Annotated in this window: 23 protein-coding genes; 10 read left to right on the forward strand and 13 right to left on the reverse strand. The window is 71.4% G+C overall.

Features of this window, described 5'->3' with window-relative positions; translation table 11 throughout:
- Positions 1-10: 10 nt before the first annotated feature.
- The 5 genes from ACXJKD_RS12585 to mobA all read right to left on the reverse strand — a co-directional run bounded on the left by ACXJKD_RS12585 (position 11) and on the right by mobA (position 3,584).
- Positions 11-751, reverse strand: a complete 741-nt coding sequence (locus tag ACXJKD_RS12585; protein WP_457254940.1) for an ABC transporter ATP-binding protein — start codon at positions 749-751, stop codon at positions 11-13.
- A complete protein-coding gene (locus ACXJKD_RS12590) occupies positions 748-1,401 on the reverse strand; it encodes a PadR family transcriptional regulator (RefSeq protein WP_457254941.1) in 654 nt (217 codons plus the stop codon). Before ACXJKD_RS12590 ends, ACXJKD_RS12585 begins: the two co-directional genes overlap by 4 nt.
- A 123-nt stretch (positions 1,402-1,524) precedes the next feature.
- The gene (locus tag ACXJKD_RS12595; protein WP_457254942.1) at positions 1,525-1,887 is read right to left on the reverse strand and encodes a DUF1304 domain-containing protein; all 363 of its coding nucleotides are present in this window, start codon (positions 1,885-1,887) and stop codon (positions 1,525-1,527) included.
- A gap of 138 nt (positions 1,888-2,025) precedes the next feature.
- Positions 2,026-3,003, reverse strand: coding sequence for an NAD(P)H-quinone oxidoreductase (locus ACXJKD_RS12600; protein ID WP_457254944.1), 978 nt, complete (start codon positions 3,001-3,003; stop codon positions 2,026-2,028).
- Complete coding sequence (gene mobA / locus ACXJKD_RS12605; protein WP_457254945.1) at positions 3,000-3,584, reverse strand: molybdenum cofactor guanylyltransferase; 585 nt, start codon at positions 3,582-3,584, stop codon at positions 3,000-3,002. Before mobA ends, ACXJKD_RS12600 begins: the two co-directional genes overlap by 4 nt.
- A gap of 88 nt (positions 3,585-3,672) precedes the next feature.
- On the opposite strand from mobA, the gene ACXJKD_RS12610 reads away from it, so the two are divergent.
- A complete protein-coding gene (locus tag ACXJKD_RS12610) occupies positions 3,673-5,136 on the forward strand; it encodes a PhoX family protein (RefSeq protein ID WP_457254947.1) in 1,464 nt (487 codons plus the stop codon).
- Positions 5,137-5,166: 30 nt separating this feature from the next.
- Here ACXJKD_RS12610 and ACXJKD_RS12615 read toward each other — a convergent pair whose 3' ends face one another.
- Genes ACXJKD_RS12615 through ACXJKD_RS12645 form a run of 7 tightly spaced genes read right to left on the reverse strand, consistent with a single transcriptional unit; the run spans position 5,167 to position 10,700 of the window.
- A complete protein-coding gene (locus ACXJKD_RS12615; RefSeq protein ID WP_457254949.1) occupies positions 5,167-5,889 on the reverse strand; it encodes a D-alanyl-D-alanine carboxypeptidase family protein in 723 nt (240 codons plus the stop codon).
- 54 nt (positions 5,890-5,943) lie between these two features.
- Positions 5,944-6,705 (reverse strand): IclR family transcriptional regulator, encoded by a 762-nt coding sequence (locus ACXJKD_RS12620; protein WP_457254951.1) that lies wholly within the window; start codon positions 6,703-6,705, stop codon positions 5,944-5,946.
- A 46-nt stretch (positions 6,706-6,751) separates the two neighbouring features.
- A complete protein-coding gene (rraA, locus tag ACXJKD_RS12625) occupies positions 6,752-7,225 on the reverse strand; it encodes a ribonuclease E activity regulator RraA (protein WP_457254952.1) in 474 nt (157 codons plus the stop codon).
- A 10-nt stretch (positions 7,226-7,235) separates the two neighbouring features.
- Positions 7,236-7,634, reverse strand: coding sequence for a universal stress protein (locus ACXJKD_RS12630; protein ID WP_457254953.1), 399 nt, complete (start codon positions 7,632-7,634; stop codon positions 7,236-7,238).
- A gap of 2 nt (positions 7,635-7,636) precedes the next feature.
- On the reverse strand, positions 7,637-9,190 hold the full coding sequence (locus ACXJKD_RS12635; RefSeq protein ID WP_457254954.1) for a tripartite tricarboxylate transporter permease: 1,554 nt from the start codon (positions 9,188-9,190) through the stop codon (positions 7,637-7,639).
- On the reverse strand, positions 9,190-9,696 hold the full coding sequence (locus tag ACXJKD_RS12640) for a tripartite tricarboxylate transporter TctB family protein (protein ID WP_457254956.1): 507 nt from the start codon (positions 9,694-9,696) through the stop codon (positions 9,190-9,192). The genes ACXJKD_RS12635 and ACXJKD_RS12640 overlap by 1 nt, the downstream gene beginning before the upstream one ends.
- On the reverse strand, positions 9,696-10,700 hold the full coding sequence (locus ACXJKD_RS12645; RefSeq protein WP_457254957.1) for a Bug family tripartite tricarboxylate transporter substrate binding protein: 1,005 nt from the start codon (positions 10,698-10,700) through the stop codon (positions 9,696-9,698). Before ACXJKD_RS12645 ends, ACXJKD_RS12640 begins: the two co-directional genes overlap by 1 nt.
- 145 nt (positions 10,701-10,845) lie before the next feature.
- Between ACXJKD_RS12645 and ACXJKD_RS12650 the strand changes: the two genes are divergently transcribed.
- Together ACXJKD_RS12650 and ACXJKD_RS12655 are read left to right on the forward strand one after the other, a co-directional pair.
- On the forward strand, positions 10,846-12,480 hold the full coding sequence (locus ACXJKD_RS12650) for an ATP-binding protein (RefSeq protein WP_457254958.1): 1,635 nt from the start codon (positions 10,846-10,848) through the stop codon (positions 12,478-12,480).
- Positions 12,477-13,154, forward strand: a complete 678-nt coding sequence (locus tag ACXJKD_RS12655) for a response regulator transcription factor (protein WP_457254960.1) — start codon at positions 12,477-12,479, stop codon at positions 13,152-13,154. The genes ACXJKD_RS12650 and ACXJKD_RS12655 overlap by 4 nt, the downstream gene beginning before the upstream one ends.
- A 55-nt stretch (positions 13,155-13,209) precedes the next feature.
- On the opposite strand, the gene ACXJKD_RS12660 is transcribed toward ACXJKD_RS12655, so the two are convergent.
- Entirely contained in the window at positions 13,210-13,875 is a 666-nt protein-coding gene (locus ACXJKD_RS12660; RefSeq protein WP_457254961.1) for a GntR family transcriptional regulator, read from the reverse strand.
- An 88-nt stretch (positions 13,876-13,963) separates the two neighbouring features.
- Between ACXJKD_RS12660 and ACXJKD_RS12665 the strand changes: the two genes are divergently transcribed.
- The 7 genes from ACXJKD_RS12665 (at position 13,964) to hutU (ending at position 21,659) form a co-directional block, all read left to right on the forward strand.
- A complete protein-coding gene (locus ACXJKD_RS12665) occupies positions 13,964-15,076 on the forward strand; it encodes an Ldh family oxidoreductase (protein WP_457254963.1) in 1,113 nt (370 codons plus the stop codon).
- Complete coding sequence (locus ACXJKD_RS12670) at positions 15,073-15,387, forward strand: putative quinol monooxygenase (protein WP_457254964.1); 315 nt, start codon at positions 15,073-15,075, stop codon at positions 15,385-15,387. Before ACXJKD_RS12665 ends, ACXJKD_RS12670 begins: the two co-directional genes overlap by 4 nt.
- Positions 15,384-16,460 (forward strand): isocitrate/isopropylmalate dehydrogenase family protein, encoded by a 1,077-nt coding sequence (locus tag ACXJKD_RS12675; protein ID WP_457254965.1) that lies wholly within the window; start codon positions 15,384-15,386, stop codon positions 16,458-16,460. Before ACXJKD_RS12670 ends, ACXJKD_RS12675 begins: the two co-directional genes overlap by 4 nt.
- A complete protein-coding gene (locus ACXJKD_RS12680) occupies positions 16,453-16,887 on the forward strand; it encodes a cupin domain-containing protein (protein ID WP_457254966.1) in 435 nt (144 codons plus the stop codon). The genes ACXJKD_RS12675 and ACXJKD_RS12680 overlap by 8 nt, the downstream gene beginning before the upstream one ends.
- Complete coding sequence (locus ACXJKD_RS12685; RefSeq protein WP_457254967.1) at positions 16,884-18,344, forward strand: aldehyde dehydrogenase family protein; 1,461 nt, start codon at positions 16,884-16,886, stop codon at positions 18,342-18,344. The genes ACXJKD_RS12680 and ACXJKD_RS12685 overlap by 4 nt, the downstream gene beginning before the upstream one ends.
- Before the next feature lie 71 nt (positions 18,345-18,415).
- Positions 18,416-19,981: a histidine ammonia-lyase gene (gene hutH / locus ACXJKD_RS12690; protein WP_457254968.1), complete on the forward strand. Its 1,566-nt coding sequence runs from the start codon at positions 18,416-18,418 to the stop codon at positions 19,979-19,981.
- A gap of 19 nt (positions 19,982-20,000) precedes the next feature.
- Positions 20,001-21,659: a urocanate hydratase gene (gene hutU, locus ACXJKD_RS12695; protein ID WP_457254969.1), complete on the forward strand. Its 1,659-nt coding sequence runs from the start codon at positions 20,001-20,003 to the stop codon at positions 21,657-21,659.
- Positions 21,660-21,722 lie beyond the last annotated feature (63 nt).

The raw sequence follows: 21,722 nt of genomic DNA on the forward strand, positions 1-21,722 counted from the left end.
GGTCGGCGCCTCAGGTAGTCGGCTCGAGGAGCGCTTCGGCCGTCTCGGCCGAGCCCGTGCTGTCGACCACCACTCCGTCGCGCAGGAAGACCACCCGGTCGGCCCACGCCGCGTGGCGCGCCTCGTGCGTGACCAACAGGCCGGCAGCGCCGGCGTCGCAGCGCTCACGCAGGACGCGGAGCACTCCCTCGCCGGTGTGGGAGTCGAGCGCACCGGTGGGCTCGTCGGCCAGGACCAGTCGGCGGTCGCCGACCAGCGCGCGGGCGATGGCGACCCGCTGTTGCTGGCCGCCCGACATCTTGTCGGGGTAGCGGTCGGCGAGCTCCTGCACCCCGACCATCGTCAACGCGTCGATGGCGCGTCGGCGAGCCCGGCTGACCCGCTGGCCGTCGAGCTCGAGCGGCAGCGCGACGTTCTCGACCGCGGTGAGCGACGGGATGAGGTTGAAGTCCTGGAAGACGAACCCGACCCGGCGCCGCCGGAGCCGGGCCAGCGCGTCGCCCCTGAGGGTGCCGATGCTCTGCCCTTCGATGAGGACCTGTCCGCTCGTGGCCGCGTCGAGCCCGCCCGCGAGGTTGAGCAGGGTCGACTTGCCCGAGCCGCTCGGCCCCATGACGGCCACGAGCTCGCCGGCACGCACCTCGAGGCTGACCCCGGCCAGGGCGCGGACGGCGGTGCCGTCGGTGCCGTGCACCCGGGTGACGTTGTCGAGCCAGAGGATGACCTCGCGGTCGTGGTCGGTGCTGCTCATCGTGGTGCCCCCTTGGTCGTCGTGCTGCGATCGTCTGCGATGGCCCCCATCGCAGGGTCAGTCGTGCTGCTCGCGGTGGTTGCGCTCGTGGCCCGCCGCGGGCGGTTCGCCTCGCGCACCAGCCGGGCCTCGACGTGGTCGAGCCAGCGGACCTCGGCCTCGCCGGCGTAGATGAGGTTCTCCAGCACCAGCAGCCAGGCGAGGTCGACCTGACCGTCACCGTCCTCGGCCGCCTCGTGGTGGGTGGTCGCCCGTTGCTTGAGGCGGGTGAGGTCCTGGAGGTGCCGCAGCGTCGCGGTGCGCTGGGTCTGCACGACGCGGTGCACGTCGACCCCCTCGACGGTGACGGCGAGCGCGAGCTTGATGACCAGCTCGTCGCGCGGGGTCGTCTCGCGGGTGACCGGGGAGACCCACCACCGGGCGACCTCGGCGTGCCCGGTGCGCGTCAGGCGGTAGGAGATGCGGCCCTCGGCGTCTTCGCCGATGGCCTCGACGAACCCGTCTCGCTCGAGGCGGGCCAGCGTCGTGTAGACCTGCCCGACGTTCAGCGGCCAGGTCCCCCCGGTCCTGGCCTCGAACTCGGAACGCAGCCGCGCGCCATACATCGGCTCCGTCGCCAGCAGGGCCAACAGCCCCTGTTTGACCGACATGCGCCGCCCCGCTCCCCTCGGTGTCCCCGACATACCCAGCGTGTCCCCTACATACCCAGTATCACCACTGGTGAGGAGATGTATACCGAGTATCTACCCGGCGCGTCAAGCACCTCGGGTCAGTCAGCGGGCGAGCAGGACTGCGGCCAGGGCGAGGGCGCCGGGGAGGGCCTGCACGAGGAGGATCCGGCGGCTGGCGGTGGCCGCACCGTAGAGCCCGGCGACGACGACGCAGAGCAGGAAGAAGACCTGGAACCCGAAGCGCAGGTGCTCGGGTCCGACCAGGCCCCAGATAAGCCCCGCGGCGAGGAACCCGTTGTAGAGCCCCTGGTTGGCGGCCAGCGCCTTGGTCTGTTGGGCGAACTCGGGCGTCAGCCCGAACGCAGCCTGTCCGCGCGGGGTGGTCCACAGGACCATCTCCAGCACCACGATGTAGACGTGGATGAGGGCGACCAGGACGACGAGCACGGTGGCGACGGCGGTCATGGCCTCAGCGTGGCAGACGAGAGGCGACCGGACGCCCGACTCGCCGGATCCCGGCACGAGGGGCGCCACCGAAGACAGCGCCACCTAAGACAGCGCCACCGAGGACCGCGCCATCGAAGGCAGCGTGGGTGACGGCGGTCAGGTCGTGAGCAGGATCTTGCCGATGTGTCCGCTGTCCTCGAGCTCGCGGTGCGCCTCGCCCGCATCGGCGAGTGAGTGCCGACCGTGCACCACCGGCACGACGCGGCCCGACTCGACCAGCGGCCAGACGTGCTCACGGACCGCAGCGACGATGGCGGCCTTCTCGTCGGCCGGCCGGGCCCGCAGCGATGTGGCGATCACGGCCACCCGCTTGCGCAGCATGAGCCCGAGGTCGATCTCCGCCTTGGCCCCGCCCTGCAGCCCGATGACGACCAGCCGACCGTTGACGGCGAGCGCCTCGACGTTGCGGGACAGGTACTTCGCGCCCATGTTGTCGAGGATGACGTCGACGCCGGCACCACCGGTCGCCGCCCGCACCTCCTCGACGAAGTCCTGCTCGCGGTAGTTGACGAGGATCTCGGCGCCCAGCGCGCGGCAGGCTTCGAGCTTGGCGGCCGAGCCCGCCGTCACAGCGACCCGGGCGCCGACCTCACGAGCCAGCTGGATGGCCATGGTGCCGATGCCCGACGAGCCACCGTGGACGAGGAAGGTCTGGCCGGGGAGCAGGTTGGCGGTCATGAACACGTTGGACCACACCGTGCTGACCACCTCGGGGAGCGCGGCAGCGTCCTCCAGCGAGACCCCTGCCGGCACCGGCAGGAGCTGCCCGGCGGGCACGCACACCAGCTCGGCGTAGCCACCGCCCGACAGCAGGGCGCACACCTCGTCGCCCACGGACCACTCGTCCACGCCGTCGCCCAGGGCGTCCACGGTGCCGCTGACCTCCAGCCCGGGGTAGTCGGGAGCACCCGGCGGTGGTGGGTAGAAGCCCATCCGCTGCATCACGTCGGCCCGGTTCACCCCGGCAGCCGCGACGCGCACCCGCACCTCACCGGGCGCGGGCTGGGGGTCGGGGACGTCGGCCAGGACGAGCGCTGACGCGTCGCCGGGCTCCGGGATGGTGATCGCCTTCACGGGTCGAGCCTATGGCGGGCGCGGTCGAGGTCCTCGGCGGTGTCGACGTCCAGGGCGGCACGGTCCCCCACGGACACCGTGGCTGTGCGCAGCGGGTCGAGCAGCCGCATCAGCGCAGTGCCGGCCGCAGGCTGCGGCACCGCAGCGCGCAGCGCTGAGGCCCGGTATGCCGCGAGCAGCGGTTGGAGGCGTCCGTCGCCGTCGCGACCGATCACCGCGTCGAGGTCGGGGGAGCGCTCGAGGGTGGCCACCAGCTCGGGAGCCGGCCCCGCGGCATACGGCATGTCGCCACCGAGCAGGACGAGGACGGGACCGTTGAGCAGGGGGAGGGCGGCGGCGATCGCGGCCACCGGGCCGCCACCGGGCGGGTCCTCGCGGCACCAGGTGACCGCTCGACGCGTGGGTCTCGACGCGCCCACGCAGACGACCGGCCAGTCGCCCGGGAGGCGGTCGAGCAGGTGGTCGAGCAGGGAGCTGCCCGCGAGGTCGGCCCGGGTCTTGTCGCCGCCGAACCGCCGACCCTCGCCCCCGCACAGGACCACGGCGGTTGCCAGCGTCGAGGTGGTGTCGTCCGAGGTCACCGGCCCATTGTGGGGGCTTCGTGGGGGTTCCGGGAGGGTGCGGGTCGGGTCTAGGTTGACGAGATTCGACGATCTCGGAGGAGAAGTGATGACGCTCGAGAGAAGGACGTTTCTGAAGGGGAGCGCGGCAGTGGCAGGGGGCGTGGCGATCGCCGGGCCGTTTGCCGGACTGGTCGCAGGGCCTGCATCGGCGATCGGTGCAGCGCCCTTCCGTGGCCTGCGCGCGACGCCCGACCTGCGTGACGGCAAGGTGCGCCTGCACCTGCCCGAGGGCTTCAGCTATCGCTCGTTCCACGACACCCAGTCGGTGCCGCCGCCGCTCGTCGACGGCAAGACCATGCCGGGACGCCACGACGGCATGGGTGCCTTCGAGGGACCGGACGGAGCCGTGACCCTGATCCGCAACCATGAGGTCGCCGGCACCGGGGCTCCCTTCGGGGCGGTGGGATCGTGGACCTACGACATGGGCGCCCGTGGTGGCTGCGTGCACGTCGACGTCACCGGCGAGGGTGAGGTGCTGGGCGCGCACACCGCCATCAACGGGACCGCGAACAACTGCTCCGGCGGCCAGATGCCCTGGGGCGCCTGGGTGACCTGTGAGGAGACGGTCAACGGGCCCGACGTCGGACCGGACTTCACCGGAGCCTCCAATGCGGGCTTCGCCAAGAAGCACGGCTATGTCTTCGAGGTCCCGGTCACGGGGCGCTCGGCGGCGATGCCGATCACCCGGGCGGGTCGGTTCTCCCACGAGGCGGTGTCGTTCGACCCGCGTGAGGGTCGGCTCTACCTGACCGAGGACAACTTCGCCTTCCCGTCGGGCTTCTACCGCTACACGCCGGGCACCAACCCGATGGAGAGCGGCCACCTCGACAACGACGGACACCTGCAGATGCTGGCCGTCAAGGGACAGCCGAACGCCCACCTCGAGGCGCACCAGGACAAGGGAGCGGTCTACTCCGTCGAGTGGGTGGACATCGCCGACCCCGACCCGACCTTCGCGCCGGGCCCCGGCGGGGTGCTGCCCACGAACGACTCCGCACTGGTGGCGGTCGGCGACCAGGGTCGGGCGCTGGGTGCAGCCGGCTTCTCACGGCTCGAGGGCCAGATCTACGACAACGGCGTCGTCTACTTCACCTCGACCCAGGGTGGTGGCGACGCCGAGACCGGAGCAGAGCTGGTTGCCGGCTACGGCAACGGTTTCGGCCAGGTGTGGGCCTACGACACCCGCTCCGAGAAGCTCCGCCTCGTCTACCAGTCGCCGGGCAAGCAGACCTTCGACTTCCCCGACAACATCACGGTCAGCAACCGCGGCACCCTGGTCGTGTGTGAGGACAGCAACCAGGACAACTACGTCCGTGGACTCAACCAGGGCGGCCAGCTCTGGGACATCGCTCTCAACCGGGCGGCCAACGCCAACGGCACGCCGCGGTTCGACGACGAGTTCGCCGGCTCGACCTTCAGCCCGGACAAGTCGACGTTGTTCGTCAACATCCAGGCCAGTGCCGGCCTCACCTTCGCCATCTGGGGGCCGTGGCACACGATCGGCGTCTGACCGCTGCCGCCGTCGGCCGGCCCGCAAGGGTCAGCCGGCGGCGGTGGGCCGGCGCGGCGGACACGTGGACGTCGCCAGGTACTCGAAGTGCCACCACTCGTTGTCATAGGTGCGACAGATGCCGTATGCCGCGCCGTGAGCCTGCAGCCACGTCGCCGCGGCCTGGGGGTGGACGTCGATGGCGTAGCCCTTCACGTGGGCCGACGCCGTCGGCGAGAGCACCCACTTCGACGCCTCGGCGCGCGAGCCGTACTTCGCGACCGCGCGGTCGAGGAGGATCTGCTGCCACTGCTCGCTGCGCCACGCCGACCTGATCTCAGGCGCGAGGCCGGCCGCCCGGGCGTCGGCGAAGGCGCGCTGGAAAGCCGCCGCGGCCGAGGCCTGCATGTTCGTCGTGCCGGGAACGGCCGCCGACAGGGCCAGGCTCATCGTGGGCGCAGGGATCCGATCGGTGACCACCGGTTGAAAACCATTGACACCACTAGCTTTTGCGTTGCTCTTCGCACTCGAAGTCGACGAGACCTGCGGGTTGGACTTCCTGCCCGCCGGCTTCGCCGCCGGGGGTGGGTTGCCGCCAGCTGACCCCTGACGCGCTTGGCGAGTGGCCGCGGAGGGGTGGTCGGCGTCGTCGCCGTGCCACGCGGCATACCCGGCAGTCGCTGCGGACGCGACGAGGAGGGCGGTCACGAGGAGGGTGCGGCGAAGGCGCTGTCGTCGCCGCCGCCCTGCCGACACGTGTGTCGTCGTGCGCATGACCTCACCCCCGTCGCCGCGGTCGCCTCGATTCTGGCAGCCGAGCGGGTGAAGTCAGCGGACCCCGCCGATGCGGGCCGACAGCGTGGCGGCGGCGCGCGAGACGGCGGCGACGAGCCTGGCGCGCTCGGTCTCGTCGACGCCGTCGCGGGGGAAGGTCAGGGCAACACCCGCGACAGGGTGGCCGGTGTGGTCCAGGACGGCCTGGGCCACCGACGACAGACCGGCGCTCACCGAGTCGTCCTCGGTGGCGTAGCCACGGGTGCGGACCTCGGTCAGCTCGCGCCGCAGCTCGCTGACCGAGGTCGGCCCGTGCCCGTCGCGCTGGACCAGGGTGTCGCGGTGCGGGAAGAGGGCCCGCACCTGCGCGGCGGGCAACCGCGCCAGCATGGCCAGCCCACTGGCGGTGAGCGTCGCCGGCAGCCGGACCCCGACGTCGGTGACGAGCAGCGGGCGACCGGGCGCGCGCTCCTCGATGACGTAGAGGACGTCGCGGCCGTGCAGGACGGCGAGGTGGGCGTTGTGGGTGGTCTGGTCGACGAGCCGCCCGAGCAGTGGTCGGGCGATGCGCTGCAGCGGCGCCTGCCTCTGGTAGGCCGAGCCGAGCTCGAAGGCGGCGACGCCCAACCCGTAGCGGCGCTCCTCCTCCAGGTGGGTGACGAAACCGGCGTCGCGCAGCACCGCGAGCAGGTGGTAGGTCGTCGAGCGGGGGAGCCCCAGCTCGCGGGCGATCGACCCGGCGGGGAGGGGCTCGGTGTGCCGGGCCAGCAGGGTGAGGAGGGTCAGGGCGTGCCGGGCGGCGGGTGCGTTGGCCACGCAGGCAGTGTCTCAGGTGCGAGACGTGCGACGGTATGCCGCGGACTCAAGCTCGGGTGACGAGCACCCCGTCCTCGTCGGCGAACAGCCGCTGCCCCGGCGCGAAGTCGACGCCTCCGAAGCTGACCACGACGTCCCGCTCACCGACCCCGTCCTTGGCGCTCTTGCGCGGGTTCGAGCCCAGCGCGAGCACGCCCAAGGAGAGCTCGCGCAGGGCCACGACATCGCGCACCGCGCCGTGGATCACGACCCCAGCCCACCCGTTGGCGACCGCGCTGGCGGCGATGAGGTCACCCAGCAGGGCTGACTCGAGCGAGGCGCCACCGTCCACGACCAGGACGCGCCCGGCACCGGGCTCGGTGAGGGTGGCCTTGACCATCGCGTTGTCGCGGTGACACCGGATCGTCGTGACCACGCCCTCGAACGAGGTGTGGCGCCCGTAGTGGCGGAGCTGCACGGAGCAGGACTGGAGCTCCTCGCCCCGCTCGTCGTAGAGGTCGGCCGTCGACACCGCGCCCATCAGGAGGCCGTCACGACTTGGGTGCCTTGACCGCCAGTACCGGCGCATCGGCCTCGAGGAGGACGGTCTGCGCGGCGCTGCCCATGATGAGCTTGCCCACCGGGGTGCGACGTCGCAGGCCGATGACGATCAGCTCGGCGTTCGTCTCCTCCGCGACCCGGAGCAGCTGGTCGGCCGGGTCGCGGGCCTCGATCGCCTGGGCGACCTCGTGCTCGACCCCCGACGCGTCGAGCTTTGCCTTGACCGCGTCCCAGTCCGCCTCCGAGGCGTACCGCGGGTCGACGAGGGCGTCACCCCGGCTGACGTTGAGGACGACGAGGCGGACACCCCGCAGGACGGCCTCCTCGATCGCGCGGTCGAGGGCCGCCTGACCCTCCGGGCGGGGCACGTAGCCCACGACGATCGCCATGGTCAGGTTCCTTCGGTGTTGGGGGTCAGGTGCGGGACGTGGTGCGTGCCGTCGCCGTCGTCGTCCCCGGCCCGGCTGGAGCGGACTCGGTCGATGACCACGGGCGCCACGACGAGGATGACCGCGAGGGCGTAGACCACCTTCGCGAAGGGCGTGTTGATGAGTCCGGACAGCGCGCCGTCGCTGATCTGCAGGGCCTGGCGCAGCTGGTACTCGGCCACCGGTCCGAGGATGATGCCGATGATCGCGGGCACCACGGGTAGGCCGTAGCGGCGCATGAAGAACCCGAGGATGCCGATGATCAGCAACAGCCACAGGTCGAAGGCCGACGTGTTCGTGGCGTAGGCGCCGATGCTGGCGAAGAACAAGATGCCCGAGTAGAGGTAGGGGCGGGGGATGTTCAGCAGCTTGGCCCAGACGGTCGCCAGGGGCAGGTTGAGGGCGAGCAGGATGGTGTTGCCGATGAACAGGGATGCGATGAGCGCCCACACCAGCTCCGCGTGGTCGCTCAGCAGCCGCGGACCCGGGTCGATGCCGTAGCTCTGGAAGGCGCCCAGCATGACGGCGGCGGTCGCCGTGGTGGGGATGCCGAGGGTCAGCAGCGGCACCAGGCCTCCGGCGGCCGAGGCGTTGTTGGTCGCCTCGGGCCCGGCGACACCCTCGATGGCTCCGTGCCCGAACTCCTCGGGGTGCTTGCTGAGCTTGCGCTCCAGGGCGTAGGACAGGAACGTCGGGATCTCGGCGCCACCGGCGGGGATCGCGCCGAACGGGAAGCCGATCGCAGTGCCCCGCAGCCACGGCTTCCAGGAGCGGCGCCAGTCCTCACGGCCCATCCTGGCGCCGTCCACCTGCACGACCTCGGCGTGTCCGCGACGAAGGTGGGCCGCGACCCACAGGGCCTCGCCGACGGCGAAGAGCCCGACCGCCACGACGACGACGTCGATGCCGTCCGCCAGCTGCGGGATGCCGAGGGTGAGTCGCTGCTGACCGCCGGCGGACCTGTCGATCCCGATGGTGCCGATGAGCAGGCCGATGCCCAGGGAGGCGAGCCCGCGGATCTTGGACGACCCCAACACGGTGGTGACCGCGATGAAGGCCAACAGCATGATGGCGAACTTGTCGGGGGCTCCGAGCTTGATCGCCAGCTTGACGATCTCCGGCGCCAGGAGCGCCAGGCCGAGCGTGCCGATGGTGCCGGCGATGAAGGACCCGATGGCGGCCGTGGCGAGTGCTGCCGCGCCGCGGCCCTTCTTGGCCATCTTGTTGCCCTCGATGGCAGTGATGACCGACGCACTCTCGCCCGGAGTGTTGAGCAGGATCGAGGTGGTCGAGCCGCCGTACATGCCGCCGTAGTAGATGCCGGCGAACATGATGAAGGCCTGGGTCGCCTCGAGACGCAACGTCAGCGGCAGGAGCAGGGCGATGGTCATGGCCGGGCCGATGCCCGGCAGCACACCGATGGCGGTACCGAGCACGACGCCGATCACGGCGTAGAGCAGGTTGACCGGCGTGAGGGCGGTGCCGAAACCGTCGATGAGGGCGTTGATGCCGTCCATCACAGAATTCCCTTCAGCAGGCCGACGGGGAGCTTGATGTCCAACCCGAGGTAGAACAGGTACCAGGACCCCACGGACAGCAGGATCGCGATCAGGGCCATCCGCACGTAGTGCCGTGCGCCCAGCGCGAAGGTCGTCCCGAAGAAGAGGATCGCGCCGGAGATCGGCCAGCCCACGCGTTCGATCAGCAGCGCGTTGGCCACGAACGCCCCGACCAGGAGTCCGATGGTGCGCCAGTCGCTGCCGTGCGAGAGGTCGACGTCCTCGCCGCCCTCGGCCTCACCACGACCACCGCGGACCAGATCGACCACGAGCAGGACAGCCATCGCGACCAGGAGCGCGCCGACGGCGATCGGCATGGTCTTGGCGCTGACCGGGCCGCGGGAGGCCGTGTCGGTGAGACTCAGGCCGTCGACGATGGCCCAGACGCCGAGGACCAGGAGAAGGAGGGCCACCCCGTACTCGGAGCGGCCTCCCTTCTCCGTGGTCGTTGCCGTGGTGGACATCAGGCCAGGCCCAGTTCCTTGAGGATGCTGGAGACGCTGTCGTTCTGGGCGGTGAGGAAGGTCTTGAACTCGTCACCGGTCTGGAACGCGTCGGTCCAGCCCTGCTTGGCCAGGGTGTCCTTCCACTGCTGGGAGCCGTGCATCGCGGTCACGAGGTCGACGTACTGCTTGGTCTTGGCCTCGCTGAGCCCGGGAGGGCCGACGATCCCGCGCCAGTTGGTGAACTCCATGTCGATGCCGAGGCTCTTCAGGGTGGGGGCGTCGACACCCTCCACGGGCTCCGCGCTGGTCACGGCGAGGATCTTGACGTCACCCGACTTGGCCTGCTCGGCGACCTCGCCGATGCCGGTCGCCGCGAACGCAACCTTCTTGCCGAGCACGCCGGTGAGGAGCTCACCGCCGCCGTCGTACGCGACGTAGTTGACGTCCTTGGGCGTCACGCCCACGGCCTTCGCCAGCAGCATCGGGGTGAGGTGGTCGGGACCACCCGGGTTGGAGGCGCCGCCCACGGGCACCTTGCCCGGGTTGGCCTTCCAGGCGGCGACGAGCTTGTCGAGGGTGTCGTAGGGGGAGCCCTTCGGCACGACGATGGCCTCCGACTCCTCGATCAGCTTGGCGATCGGGACGGTGTCGTTGAGCGTGGCCTTCGACTTGTTCGTGTAGACGGCCCCGACGACGCCGAGCCCCATCTGCATGAGGATGTCGTCGTTGCCCTTCTCGTTGACGAGCCGCTGCAGCCCGACCGTGCCACCGGCGCCGGCGGAGTTGAACACCTCGATGCTCTCGGCGAGCTTGGCGTCCTGCATGGCCTTGGCCGCGAGGCGGGCGGTGGTGTCGTAGCCGCTGCCGGGGGAGTTGGGGACGAGGATCCGCAAGCCCTTGACGGGTCCGGACGAGCTGCTGGCGTCGGACGACGCGTCGTCGCCGCTCACGCCACAGGCGCTGAGGGCGAGACCGGCGACCGTGGCGGCGGCCACGATCTTGAGGGGGGTCCGTACACGCACGGGTGACTCCTTTGTCTGAGGGGTGTTCGTCGCACACCGTGCCCGGCTGTGGGCCTGCTGTCACGGTTAGGTGCGCAAACTCTGTTTCGTCCTTTGTGCTCACGCGCTGCTGGCCCGACGACGGCGGCCCCGACACAATCAGGGTGTGGAGGTTCGATGGCGCGCCTGGCTGGCGGCTCGACGCTGGCCGTGGCAGCGTCGCTGGACGCTGGCCAGCCGCATGCTCGCGATGCAGCTCGGGATCGTCTGCGTCGTACTGGTGGGGGTCGCCGCGGTCTCGCTGGCGCAGTCCGATGCCCGGGCGCGCGACACCGAGGGCCGTCGCGCCCTGGCGATCGCGGAGCGTCTTGCCGTGACTGCGGGGGTGCGCGAGGCAGCCGCGTCGGGTGGCCGGGAGTACCTGGGCCAGGCCACGTCGGTGGTGGAGTCGGGTCGCACGTTCTCGAGCTCGACCACCGTGCTCCTGGCCTTGCGTGACCGACGGGTGATCGCGTCGAGCGATGCCCTGCCGCGCGACCCGCTCTACCTCCAGCAGACCGACGCGTTCGACGGACGGTCGTGGGTGGGGACCGAGCAGGGCACCGGTGCGGCCTTCGCCATGGCGCCGATCATCAACGTCGACAACCGCCAGACCGATGGGGTGGTGGCGGTCGTGCGGGCCTACCCCTCCGTCCTCGACAACCTCGCTGCCGCCGTGCCGAACCTGTTGACCTACCTGGGGATCGCCAGCCTGCTCGGGGTCGTCGGGTCGCTCCTGCTGGCCGGCCGCGTGAAGCGCCAGACGCTGGGCCTCGAGCCGCGTGAGATCGCCGGTCTGGTCGAGCAGCGCGAGGCCCTGCTCCACGGCATCAAGGAGGGCGTCCTGGCGGTCGACCTCGACCACCGGATCACCATGGTGAACGACGAGGCGGCGCACCTGCTCGGCATACCGCTCACCTCCGGGGGCCGCACGCTCCAGGAGGTCGACGCCACTGGACGCGCTGCGCTGATCTTCACCGACGCGGTCGAGCTCACCGACCACGTCATGCCCGTGCGCGGCCGGGTGCTGACCGTCAACCGGATGCCGGTCCGCAGCCGCGGTCGGCACATCGGGTGGGTGGCCACGATGCGCGACCGCACCGAGATGCTCGAGCTCCAGCGCGAGCTCGACCTCACCAAGAGCACCACCGACACGCTCCGCGCACAGGCCCACGAGTTCAGCAACCGCATGCACGTCGTCAGCGGCCTGATCGCGCTGGAGGAGTATGACGGGGTCCGCAACTACGTCCGCCAGATCACCGACGACTCGACGACACTCACGACCAATGTCGTGACGCGCGTGCAGGATCCGGCAGTCGCGGCGCTGCTCATCGCGAAGGCCAGCCAGGCGACCGAACGCGGGGTGGACCTCGTCGTCGACCCGTCCAGCGACGTGCCCCAGCTCGACGACGCGCTCGCGGCCGACGTCAACACCGTCATGGGCAACCTCATCGACAACGCCTTCGACGCCGCTGCCGGTGGTGACGCGCCCACCGTTCGGGTAGCGCTGGCGCACACCGGGGAGGCCGTCACGGTGACGGTGCGCGACAGCGGCCCGGGCGTCGACTCGACGATCGGCGAGATGGTCTTCGACCGCGGGTTCACGACCAAGGCGACGGCCACCGCGCAGGAGCGCGGGATCGGACTGGCCATCGTCCGGGTGATCTGCCGCAACCGGGGCGGCGACATCGTCGTCGGCAACGACGACGGTGCGGTCTTCGTGGCGACCCTGCCGGTGTTGCTCGGTCAGGGCGTCTCGTGATCTCGGTGCTCGTGGTCGACGACGACTTCATGGTGGCGCGCCTGCACTCCAGCGTCGTTGCCCGCGAGGACGGCTTCGAGGTGGCCGGCATCGCCAGCACCGGCACGGATGCCCTGCGTGCGGTCGAGGTCACCCGGCCCGACCTCGTCCTGCTCGACATCTACCTGCCCGACATGACCGGCCTCGAGGTGCTGCGCCGGTTGCGCGAGGGTGGCAGCGAGGACGTCGACGTGATCGTCATCAGTGCCGCGCGCGACCTCGACACCTTGCGGACCGCCTTGCGTGGCGGGGTCTTCCACTACCTGGTCAAGCCGTTCGAGATCGAGTCGCTCCAGCAGCGACTACGCGAGTATGCCGTGCACCGGGCTGAGCTGGACGAGCTCACCGAGGTGGGCCAGGACGACGTCGACAGGGTGTTCCGGGCCGGGGCCGTCGCCCGGACCGGGGGTGGCCTGCCCAAGGGGATCAGCCCGGAGACCACCGACCTCGTCCTGCAGGCCCTCGAGGCGGCCGACGAGGACGGGCTCTCCGCCACGGAGTGCGCCGAGTCCACCGGGCTGTCCCGCAGCAGCACGCGGCGCTACCTCGAGCACCTGGTGGCGGTGGGGAAGGCCGAGATGCGGCCCCGCTACGGCGCCGCGGGTCGCCCCGAGCGGCGCTACACGCTGCGCTGACCCAGGGGCGGGCCGGACCACCTGACTCGGTCAGTCGGACCGGTCGGTCAGTCGGTCAGTCGGACCGGTCGAGCCGGTCGGCGATGGCGTTGAGCGCGGTGTCGCGAGCCGCCAGGACGTGTGCCTCGGCGAGCGCGCGAGCCTGCTCCGGATCGCGCGCCACAAGGGCCTCGAGGATCTGGCGGTGCTCGGCCAGGGCGGCAGTGCGGCGCTCCTGGGACTGGTTGGTGAAGGCGCGGTAGCGAGCCATCTGGCCGTCGACCTGGGCGTGCAGTCGCGACGCCCACCCGTGTCCGGCGATGTCGCCGATGGCCAGGTGGAAGTCGTGGCCGGCGTTCATCGCGTCCGTCGGCAGGTCGACCAAGGCGGCGTTGCGCTCGACCAGGGCGCGCAGGGTGGCGACGCCGGCGTCATCGAGGCGAGTCGCGGCCTCGGCGGTCATCAGCCCCTCGAGGGCCGCGCGCACCGAGTAGAGCTCCTCGATCTCCCGGGCACTGAGCGGACGCACCACCATGCCTCCGGTCGGCAGCTGGTCGAGCAGGTCCTCGGCGAGCAGCAGCCGGAGCGCCTCCCTGAGCGGGGTGCGGCTGACCTGCATGCGGGTCGCCAGCTCGGGCTCGAACAGGCGCTGCCCCGGCTTGAGCTCGAGGTCGAGGATCTGCCGGCGCAGCTCGGTGTAGACGAGCTGTCCACCGGACGCCCGGCGCGGGCGGTCCACCATCTGGTCTCCGTTCTCGACGTAGTTGCATACTTGTATACAAGTATGCTTTCCTCTCCCCAGTCTTGCACAGCCGCACCGAGGAGGACGAGTGACCCCGTCAGTGACGCCCGACTCCCGACCCGCCGCAGGCCCCGGTTTCGCGGCGACCGACCTGGCCCGGTTCGCGACGGAGGTGCTGGTCGCCGAGGGAGTGGCCGGGGCCGACGCCGCCCTGCTCGCCGACACGCTGGTCACGGCCGAGCTCTGGGGCCACGCCTCCCACGGCATGCTCCGCCTGCCCTGGTACCTCACCCGGCTGCGGTCCGGGGCGATGGAGCGCAGCACCGCTGCCGAGGTCGTCCGCGACGGCGGCGCCGTCGTGGTGCTCGACGGAGGTCACGGCATCGGCCAGGTGCTGACCCAGCGCGCGGTCGAGCTCGGGATCGAGCGGGCCCGCACCCACGGCATCAGCGGGGTGGCGGTCCGCAACTCCGGTCACTTCGGCACCGCCGCCTACTTCACCCGCCAGGCCGCCGAGGCGGGCTGCGTCGCCCTCCTGGTCACCAATGCCAGCCCTGCCATGGCGCCCTGGGGTGGGCGGGACAAGGCGATCGGCACGAACCCCTGGTCCATCGCGGCCCCGGCCGGCCGCCACGGCGTCGTCGTCATGGACCTGGCCAACACCGCCGTGGCGCGCGGCAAGGTCTACCTCGCCGCCGAGCGCGGCGACGCGATCCCGGAGGGCTGGGCGGCCACCGCCGACGGCACTCCGACCACCGACCCCGCCGAGGCCATCGCCGGCCTGATCCTGCCAATGGCCGGACCCAAGGGCTACGTCATCTCGTTCATGATGGACGTCCTCGCCGGCGTGCTCACGGGCAGCGCCTTCGGCGACGGGGTCGCCGGCCCCTACGACCCCGACCGCCGCAGTGGGGCCGGTCACCTGCTCATCACCATCGACGTCTCCGCCGTGTCCGACGCGGCCGAGTTCGCGGCCCGCATCGAGGCCATGGTCGACCAGACACGTGGTGGTGCGCTCGCCACCTGGGCGGACGAGATCCTCGTCCCCGGAGAGCTCGAGGACCGCACCCGACAGCGGTTGGCCGCCGACGGCATACCCCTGGCTGCCACCACGAGGGACGCGCTGGCGACCCTCGGCAGGGAGGCCGGTGTCGCCCTTCCCGACCCCCTCACCCCGACCGGACCGGAGGTCCTCCCATGATCGCGCTCGTCGTCTCCCTCGACGTCGTCCCCGGCCGGCTCGACGAGTTCACCGAGGCCATCGCCACCAACGCCGAGCGGTCGTTCACCGACGAGCCGGGCTGCCTCTACTTCGACGTGGTGCAGGACCTCGCCGACGACCACCACTTCCTGTTCTACGAGCTCTACGCCGACGACGAGGCCATCGCCGCACACCGCGCTGCCCCGCACTTCGCGCAGTGGCGGGCCGCCGCAGACCGCTGTGTGGTGCCGGGCAGCCAGGTCAACACCCTTGCCGCACAACGGTTCCACCACCCGCAGGGGCAGTCGTGAAGCTCCTCGTCCTGCCCGGTGACGGCATCGGACCGGAGATCAGCGAAGCAACGGTCGCGGTGCTGGGCGCGCTCGACGAGCAGCTCGGGCTCGGCCTCGAGCTCGAGCAGCGCGACATCGGGCTGGCGTCCCTGGCAGCCGTCGGCACGACCCTGCCCGACGACGTGGTGGCCAGGGTGGCGGAGGTCGACGGCACCGTCCTCGGTCCGGTCTCGCACTACGACTACCCGGCCCGCGACCAGGGCGGGATCAACCCGTCCGCCGAGCTGCGGACGCGGTTCGCGCTGCACTCCAACATCCGCCCGTGCCGGTCCGTCGAGGGGTTGAGCGTGCTGCGCACGCCGATGGACCTCGTCATCGTCAGGGAGAACACCGAGGGGTTCTACTCCGACCGCAACATGTATGCCGGGAGCGGCGAGTTCATGCCGGACGAGGACTCGGCGTTCTCGATCCGCAAGGTCACGGCGCGGGCGTCGCATCGGGTGGCCAGGACCGCCTTCACGCTGGCCCGCTCCCGCCGCCGACACGTGACGGCAGTGCACAAGGCCAACGTCCTCACGCTGTCCGACGGACTCTTCCTACGGTGCGTCCGCGAGGTGGCCGCGGAGTTCCCCGACGTCGAGCTGCGTGAGCTGATCGTCGACGCGGCCGCCGCGAGGCTGATCCGCGACCCCGGGTCGTTCGACGTCGTCGTCACCACCAACATGTTCGGCGACATCCTGAGCGACGAGGCCTCGGAGCTCTGCGGCAGCCTCGGCCTCGGGGGAGCGGTCAACGCCGGTGACGGGACCTGCGTCGCGCAGGCCCAGCACGGGTCTGCCCCTGACATCGCCGGGCAGGGCATCGCCAACCCCGTCTCACTCGTCCGCTCGGCGGGCATGCTCCTCGACTGGCACGGCACCCGCTCGGGCCGGCCCGAGCTGTGCGACGGGTGGCGGTACCTCGACCGCGCCGTCACCACCGTCGTCGCCGACCCCGCCACCCGCACCCGCGACCTCGGAGGCTCCCTCAGCACCGCCGACTTCACCAGCGCCCTCATCGACACACTCACCCAGGAGGTCTCCCGTGGCTGACCAGCCGCTCGCCCCCAACCTGTTGATCCGACCCGAGACGGTGCGTCCGTTCGACCGGGGCAACGGCGTCGTCACCATCCCCTACGTCGGCAAGTGGAACTGCGAGAGCAACCACGTCACCACGGGTCAGACGCAGTTCCAGCCCGGCACCGGACTCCCGTTGCACAGCCACAACGTCGAGGAGTCGGTGCTCGTCCTCGAAGGCGAGGCCGTCGCGGAGATCGGCGAGGAGCGCTTCGACCTCGTGGCCGGCGAGGCGACCTGGGTGCCGGCCGGCGTCGCGCACCGCTTCTTCAACCGTGGCGACGGCGTCATGCGGATCTACTGGGTCTACGGCGGCCGCGACGTGACTCGCACGATCACCGCGACCGGGGAGACCTTCGAGCACCTCTCGGAGAGCGACCGCGGCGGGCTGAGCACCCCATGAGCGCCGACCTCACGGGCACCACCGCTGCGGTCACGACGAGCACCGTCACGACCAGCACCGTCACGACCAGCACCGTCACGACCACCAATCCCGCCGACGGGACCACCCTCGAGAGCTATCCCGCCATGGGTCCGGCAGAGGTCGAACAGGCCGTCGCGCGCGGTGCGGCTGCGGCCCGCGCCTGGGGCCAGGTCCCCGTCGCCGACCGAGCAGCGCTGCTCACCCGGTTCGCCGCCCACCTGCGGGCCGACGCGGAGCGCTACGCGGCGTCGGTCACCGCGGAGATGGGCAAGCCGCTGGCGCAGGCCCGGGGTGAGGTCGAGAAGTCGGCGGTGACGGCCGACTACTACGCCGCGAGGGCTGCGACGATCCTGGCTCCCCGAGACGTCGAGATCGACTCCCCCGCAGGGGTTTCGGCCTTCGTCGCGCCCGAGCCGCTGGGTCTGGTGCTGGCGGTGATGCCGTGGAACTTCCCGGTCTGGCAGGTGCTGCGGTTCGCCATCCCGACCTTGGCGGCCGGCAACGGCGTGCTGCTCAAGCACTCGCCCAACGTCACCGGGACGGCTCTGGCCCTGGCCGAGGCGTTCGAGCAGGTCGGCTTCCCCGCCCACCTCGTGACGGCCTTGGTCCTCGTCGAGGACGACGTGCCCCGCACCGTCGGCGGGCTCATCGCCGACGACCGGGTCGCCGCCGTCACCCTCACCGGCAGCAACCGCGCCGGCGAGATGGTCGGTGCCGCTGCGGGACGGGCCTCCAAGCGGTCGGTGCTGGAGCTGGGCGGGTCCGACGCGTTCCTGGTCCTCTCCGACGCCGATGTCCCCGCTGCCGCGGCCGCAGCCGTGGGTGCCCGTTTCACCAACTCCGGCCAGAGCTGTGTCTGCGCCAAGCGGTTCGTCGTCGAGGCACCCGTGGCGGAGGAGTTCACCCGCCTGTTCCTCCAGGGCGTCGAAGCCCTGTCCGTCGGCGACCCGACCGACCCGGCCACCAGCGTCGGCCCGCTCGCGCGCGGCGACCTCCGCGACGCCCTCCAGCGGCAGGTGGACGAGTCGGTGGCCGCCGGGGCCACGCTCGCGGCCGGGGGACGCAGCATCGACGGCCCGGGGTCCTTCTACGAGCCGACCGTCCTGCTCGACACCGGCCCTGGCATGCCCGTCTTCGACGAGGAGACCTTCGGTCCGGTCGCCGCCATCGCCGTGGCGACCGACGAGGACGAGGCCGTGCGGTTGGCCGACGCGACGCCCTACGGGCTGGGGCTCAGCGTCTGGAGCCGGTCCACCGAGCGAGCGCTGGGTGTCGCCCGCAGGATCACGTCCGGCGCGGCCTTCGTCAACGCCGTCGTCGCCTCCGACCCCCGGGTGCCCTTCGGCGGCACCAAGCGCAGCGGTTATGGCCGCGAGCTCGCCGAGGCCGGCATCCTCGAGTTCACCAACCAGCGCACCTACTGGGTGGCCGGCTGACGTCTCGCATCCGAGACGGTATGGCGCGTGCGTAGGGCGCGCTCGCGGCATACCTCCGCTGCAATGGAGGCATGACGACCACTGCCACCTCCGCGCCGACGGTCACCGTCGGCACCGGCCCCATCTCATTCGACGACGTCGTGGCGGTCACCCGCCACGGTGCCCGGGTCGAGATCTCGCCGGAGTCGCTCACCGAGGTGCGCCGCACCCGCGCCGTGATCGAGGCGCTGGCCGACGACACGGTGGCGCACTACGGCGTCTCCACCGGGTTCGGCGCCCTCGCCACCCGGCACATCCCCGTGGAGCTGCGGGCCCAGCTGCAGCGGTCGCTGGTGCGCTCGCACGCCGCAGGCTCCGGCCCCGAGGTCGAGCGCGAGGTCGTCCGGGCGCTCATGCTCCTGCGCATCTCGACCCTCGCGACGGGCCGCACCGGCATCCGTGAGGAGACCCTGACTACCTACGTCGCGATGCTCAACGCGGGCATCACCCCGGTGGTCCACGAGTACGGCTCACTCGGCTGCTCGGGCGACCTCGCCCCGCTGTCGCACTGTGCGCTGGCGCTGATGGGTGAGGGTGTCGTCCGCGACGCCGAGGGTGAGCGGATGCCGACGGCCGAGGCGTTCGCCGCCGCCGGAATCACGCCGATCGAGCTGCGCGAGAAGGAGGGCCTGGCCCTCATCAACGGCACCGACGGCATGCTCGGCATGCTCGTCCTCGCGATCACCGACCTGCGCATGCTGCTCAAGGTCGCCGACATCACCGCAGCGATGAGCGTCGAGGGCCAGCTCGGCACCGACGACGTGTTCGCGGCCGACCTGCACGCGCTCCGTCCCCAGCCCGGCCAGGCGCTGTCCGCCGCGAACCTGCGAAAGCTCATGCAGGACAGTGGGATCCGCGACAGCCACCGTGACCCGGAGGCATGCACCCGTGTCCAGGACGCCTACTCGCTGCGGTGCTCACCCCAGGTGGCGGGCGGGGTCCGCGACACCGTGGAGTATGCCGCGACGGTTGCCGGCTTCGAGCTCGCCTCCGCGGTCGACAACCCCGTGGTGACGCCCGACGGCCGGGTCGAGTCCAACGGCAACTTCCACGGGGCGCCGGTCGCCTACGTGCTGGACTTCCTCGCGATCGTCGCGGCCGACCTGGCGTCGATCTCCGAGCGTCGCACCGACCGCTTCCTCGACGTCTCGCGCAACCACGGGCTGCACGCGTTCCTCGCCGACGACCCGGGCGTCGACAGCGGCCACATGATCGCCCAGTACACCCAGGCCGCGATCGTGTCGGAGATGAAGCGGCTCGCGGCTCCGGCGTCGGTCGACTCGATCCCGTCCAGCGCGATGCAGGAGGACCACGTGTCGATGGGCTGGTCGGCGGCCCGCAAGCTGCGCCGCTCGGTCGACGGCCTCACCCGCGTGCTCGCGGTCGAGCTGCTCACCGCGGCCCGCGCCCTCGACCTGCGCGCGCCGCTCACCCCGTCCCCGGCCACGGCCGCGGTCGTCAAGGCGCTGCGCGACGCCGGTGCCCCTGCACCCGGCACCGACCGCTTCCTCGCCCCGGAGATCGAGACCGCAGTCCAGCTCGTCGCCACCGGCGGGGCGGTCGCAGCAGCCGAATCCGTCACCGGCCCCCTCAACTGAACCTCGGAAAGGAAACACCATGGAAGGCGCTCGCCCCGTCCGCTCGCCCCGCGGCACCCAGCTCACCCACGCAACGCACTGGGGTGCCGAGGCGCCGCTGCGCATGCTCATGAACAACCTCGACCCCGAGAACGCCGAGCGTCCCGACGACCTCGTCGTCTACGGCGGCACGGGACGCGCGGCTCGCGACTGGAAGTCGTTCGACGCCATGGTGCGCACCCTCAGCACGCTCAAGCAGGACGAGACGATGCTGGTGCAGAGTGGGCGCCCGGTCGGGGTCATGCAGACCCACGAGTGGGCGCCGCGCGTGCTCATCGCCAACTCCAACCTCGTCGGCGACTGGGCCACCTGGCCAGAGTTCCGCCGGCTCGAGCACCTCGGGCTGACGATGTACGGGCAGATGACCGCCGGGTCCTGGATCTACATCGGCACGCAGGGCATCCTCCAGGGGACCTACGAGACCTTCGCCGCCATCGCCGAGAAGAAGTTCGGCGGCACGCTCGCCGGCACGCTGACTCTGACCGGTGGCTGCGGTGGCATGGGTGGCGCGCAGCCGCTCGCGGTGACGATGAACGAGGGCGCCTGCCTCATCGTCGACGTCGACGAGACCCGGCTGCGTCGCCGCGTCGAACACCGTTACCTCGACGAGGTGGCCGACTCCCTCGACGAGGCGATCGAGAAGGCCGTGGCTGCCAAGAACGAGCGCCGGGCCTGGTCGGTCGGCGTCGTCGGCAACGCCGCCGAGGTCTTCCCGGAGCTGCTGCGCCGCGGGGTGCCGATCGACATCGTCACCGACCAGACCAGCGCCCACGACCCTCTGTCGTACCTCCCCGAGGGGATCGAGCTCGGGGACTGGCACGAGTACGCGGAGAAGAAGCCGGAGGAGTTCACCGACCGCGCGCGCGAGTCGATGGCCAAGCACGTCCAGGCCATGGTCGAGTTCCAGGACGCAGGGGCCGAGGTCTTCGACTACGGCAACTCGATCCGCGACGAGGCCCGACAGGGTGGCTACGACCGGGCCTTCGAATTCCCGGGCTTCGTGCCGGCCTACATCCGGCCGCTGTTCTGCGAGGGCAAGGGCCCGTTCCGCTGGGCCGCCCTCTCCGGTGACCCGAAGGACATCGCGGCCACCGACAAGGCCGTCCTCGAGCTCTTCCCCGACAACGACCGGCTGCACAAGTGGATCCGCGGCGCGCAGGAGCGGATCGCCTTCCAGGGGCTGCCCGCTCGCATCTGCTGGCTCGGCCAGGGCGAGCGCGACAAGGCGGGGCTGGCGTTCAACGAGCTGGTCCGCACCGGCGAGGTGAGCGCGCCCATCGTCATCGGCCGCGATCACCTCGACACCGGGTCAGTCGCCAGTCCCTACCGCGAGACCGAGGCCATGCTCGACGGCTCCGACGCCATCGCCGACTGGCCGCTGCTCAACGCCCTCGTCAACACGTCGTCGGGCGCCAGCTGGGTGTCGATCCACCACGGCGGTGGCGTCGGCATCGGCCGTTCGCTGCACGCCGGCCAGGTCTCCCTCGCCGATGGCACCGAGCTCGCCGCCCAGAAGCTGGCTCGCGTGCTGACCAACGACCCGGCGATGGGCGTCATCCGGCACGTCGATGCCGGCTACGACATCGCCGAGCGCACGGCGCAGGAACAGGGCGTCCGCATCCCGATGCGGGAGGGCTGAGCGACCCGCGCGGGCCGAGCGGCCCGCGCGGAATGGCCGACCCGAGCGCGCGCGGTTGTCCTG

It is taken from the genome of Pedococcus sp. P5_B7, from assembly GCF_054049895.1.

What these genes read in the sequence shown, in the direction of transcription:
- ACXJKD_RS12585 (WP_457254940.1), bottom strand. Translation starts at nt 751, where the DNA reads ATGAGCAGCACCGACCACGACCGCGAGGTCATCCTCTGGCTCGACAAC.
- ACXJKD_RS12590 (WP_457254941.1), bottom strand. Translation starts at nt 1,401, where the DNA reads ATGTCGGTCAAACAGGGGCTGTTGGCCCTGCTGGCGACGGAGCCGATG.
- ACXJKD_RS12595 (WP_457254942.1), bottom strand. Translation starts at nt 1,887, where the DNA reads ATGACCGCCGTCGCCACCGTGCTCGTCGTCCTGGTCGCCCTCATCCAC.
- ACXJKD_RS12610 (WP_457254947.1), top strand. Translation starts at nt 3,673, where the DNA reads ATGACGCTCGAGAGAAGGACGTTTCTGAAGGGGAGCGCGGCAGTGGCA.
- ACXJKD_RS12615 (WP_457254949.1), bottom strand. Translation starts at nt 5,889, where the DNA reads ATGCGCACGACGACACACGTGTCGGCAGGGCGGCGGCGACGACAGCGC.
- rraA (WP_457254952.1), bottom strand. Translation starts at nt 7,225, where the DNA reads ATGGGCGCGGTGTCGACGGCCGACCTCTACGACGAGCGGGGCGAGGAG.
- ACXJKD_RS12630 (WP_457254953.1), bottom strand. Translation starts at nt 7,634, where the DNA reads ATGGCGATCGTCGTGGGCTACGTGCCCCGCCCGGAGGGTCAGGCGGCC.
- ACXJKD_RS12635 (WP_457254954.1), bottom strand. Translation starts at nt 9,190, where the DNA reads ATGGACGGCATCAACGCCCTCATCGACGGTTTCGGCACCGCCCTCACG.
- ACXJKD_RS12640 (WP_457254956.1), bottom strand. Translation starts at nt 9,696, where the DNA reads ATGTCCACCACGGCAACGACCACGGAGAAGGGAGGCCGCTCCGAGTAC.
- ACXJKD_RS12660 (WP_457254961.1), bottom strand. Translation starts at nt 13,875, where the DNA reads ATGGTGGACCGCCCGCGCCGGGCGTCCGGTGGACAGCTCGTCTACACC.
- ACXJKD_RS12670 (WP_457254964.1), top strand. Translation starts at nt 15,073, where the DNA reads ATGATCGCGCTCGTCGTCTCCCTCGACGTCGTCCCCGGCCGGCTCGAC.
- ACXJKD_RS12685 (WP_457254967.1), top strand. Translation starts at nt 16,884, where the DNA reads ATGAGCGCCGACCTCACGGGCACCACCGCTGCGGTCACGACGAGCACC.
- hutH (WP_457254968.1), top strand. Translation starts at nt 18,416, where the DNA reads ATGACGACCACTGCCACCTCCGCGCCGACGGTCACCGTCGGCACCGGC.
- hutU (WP_457254969.1), top strand. Translation starts at nt 20,001, where the DNA reads ATGGAAGGCGCTCGCCCCGTCCGCTCGCCCCGCGGCACCCAGCTCACC.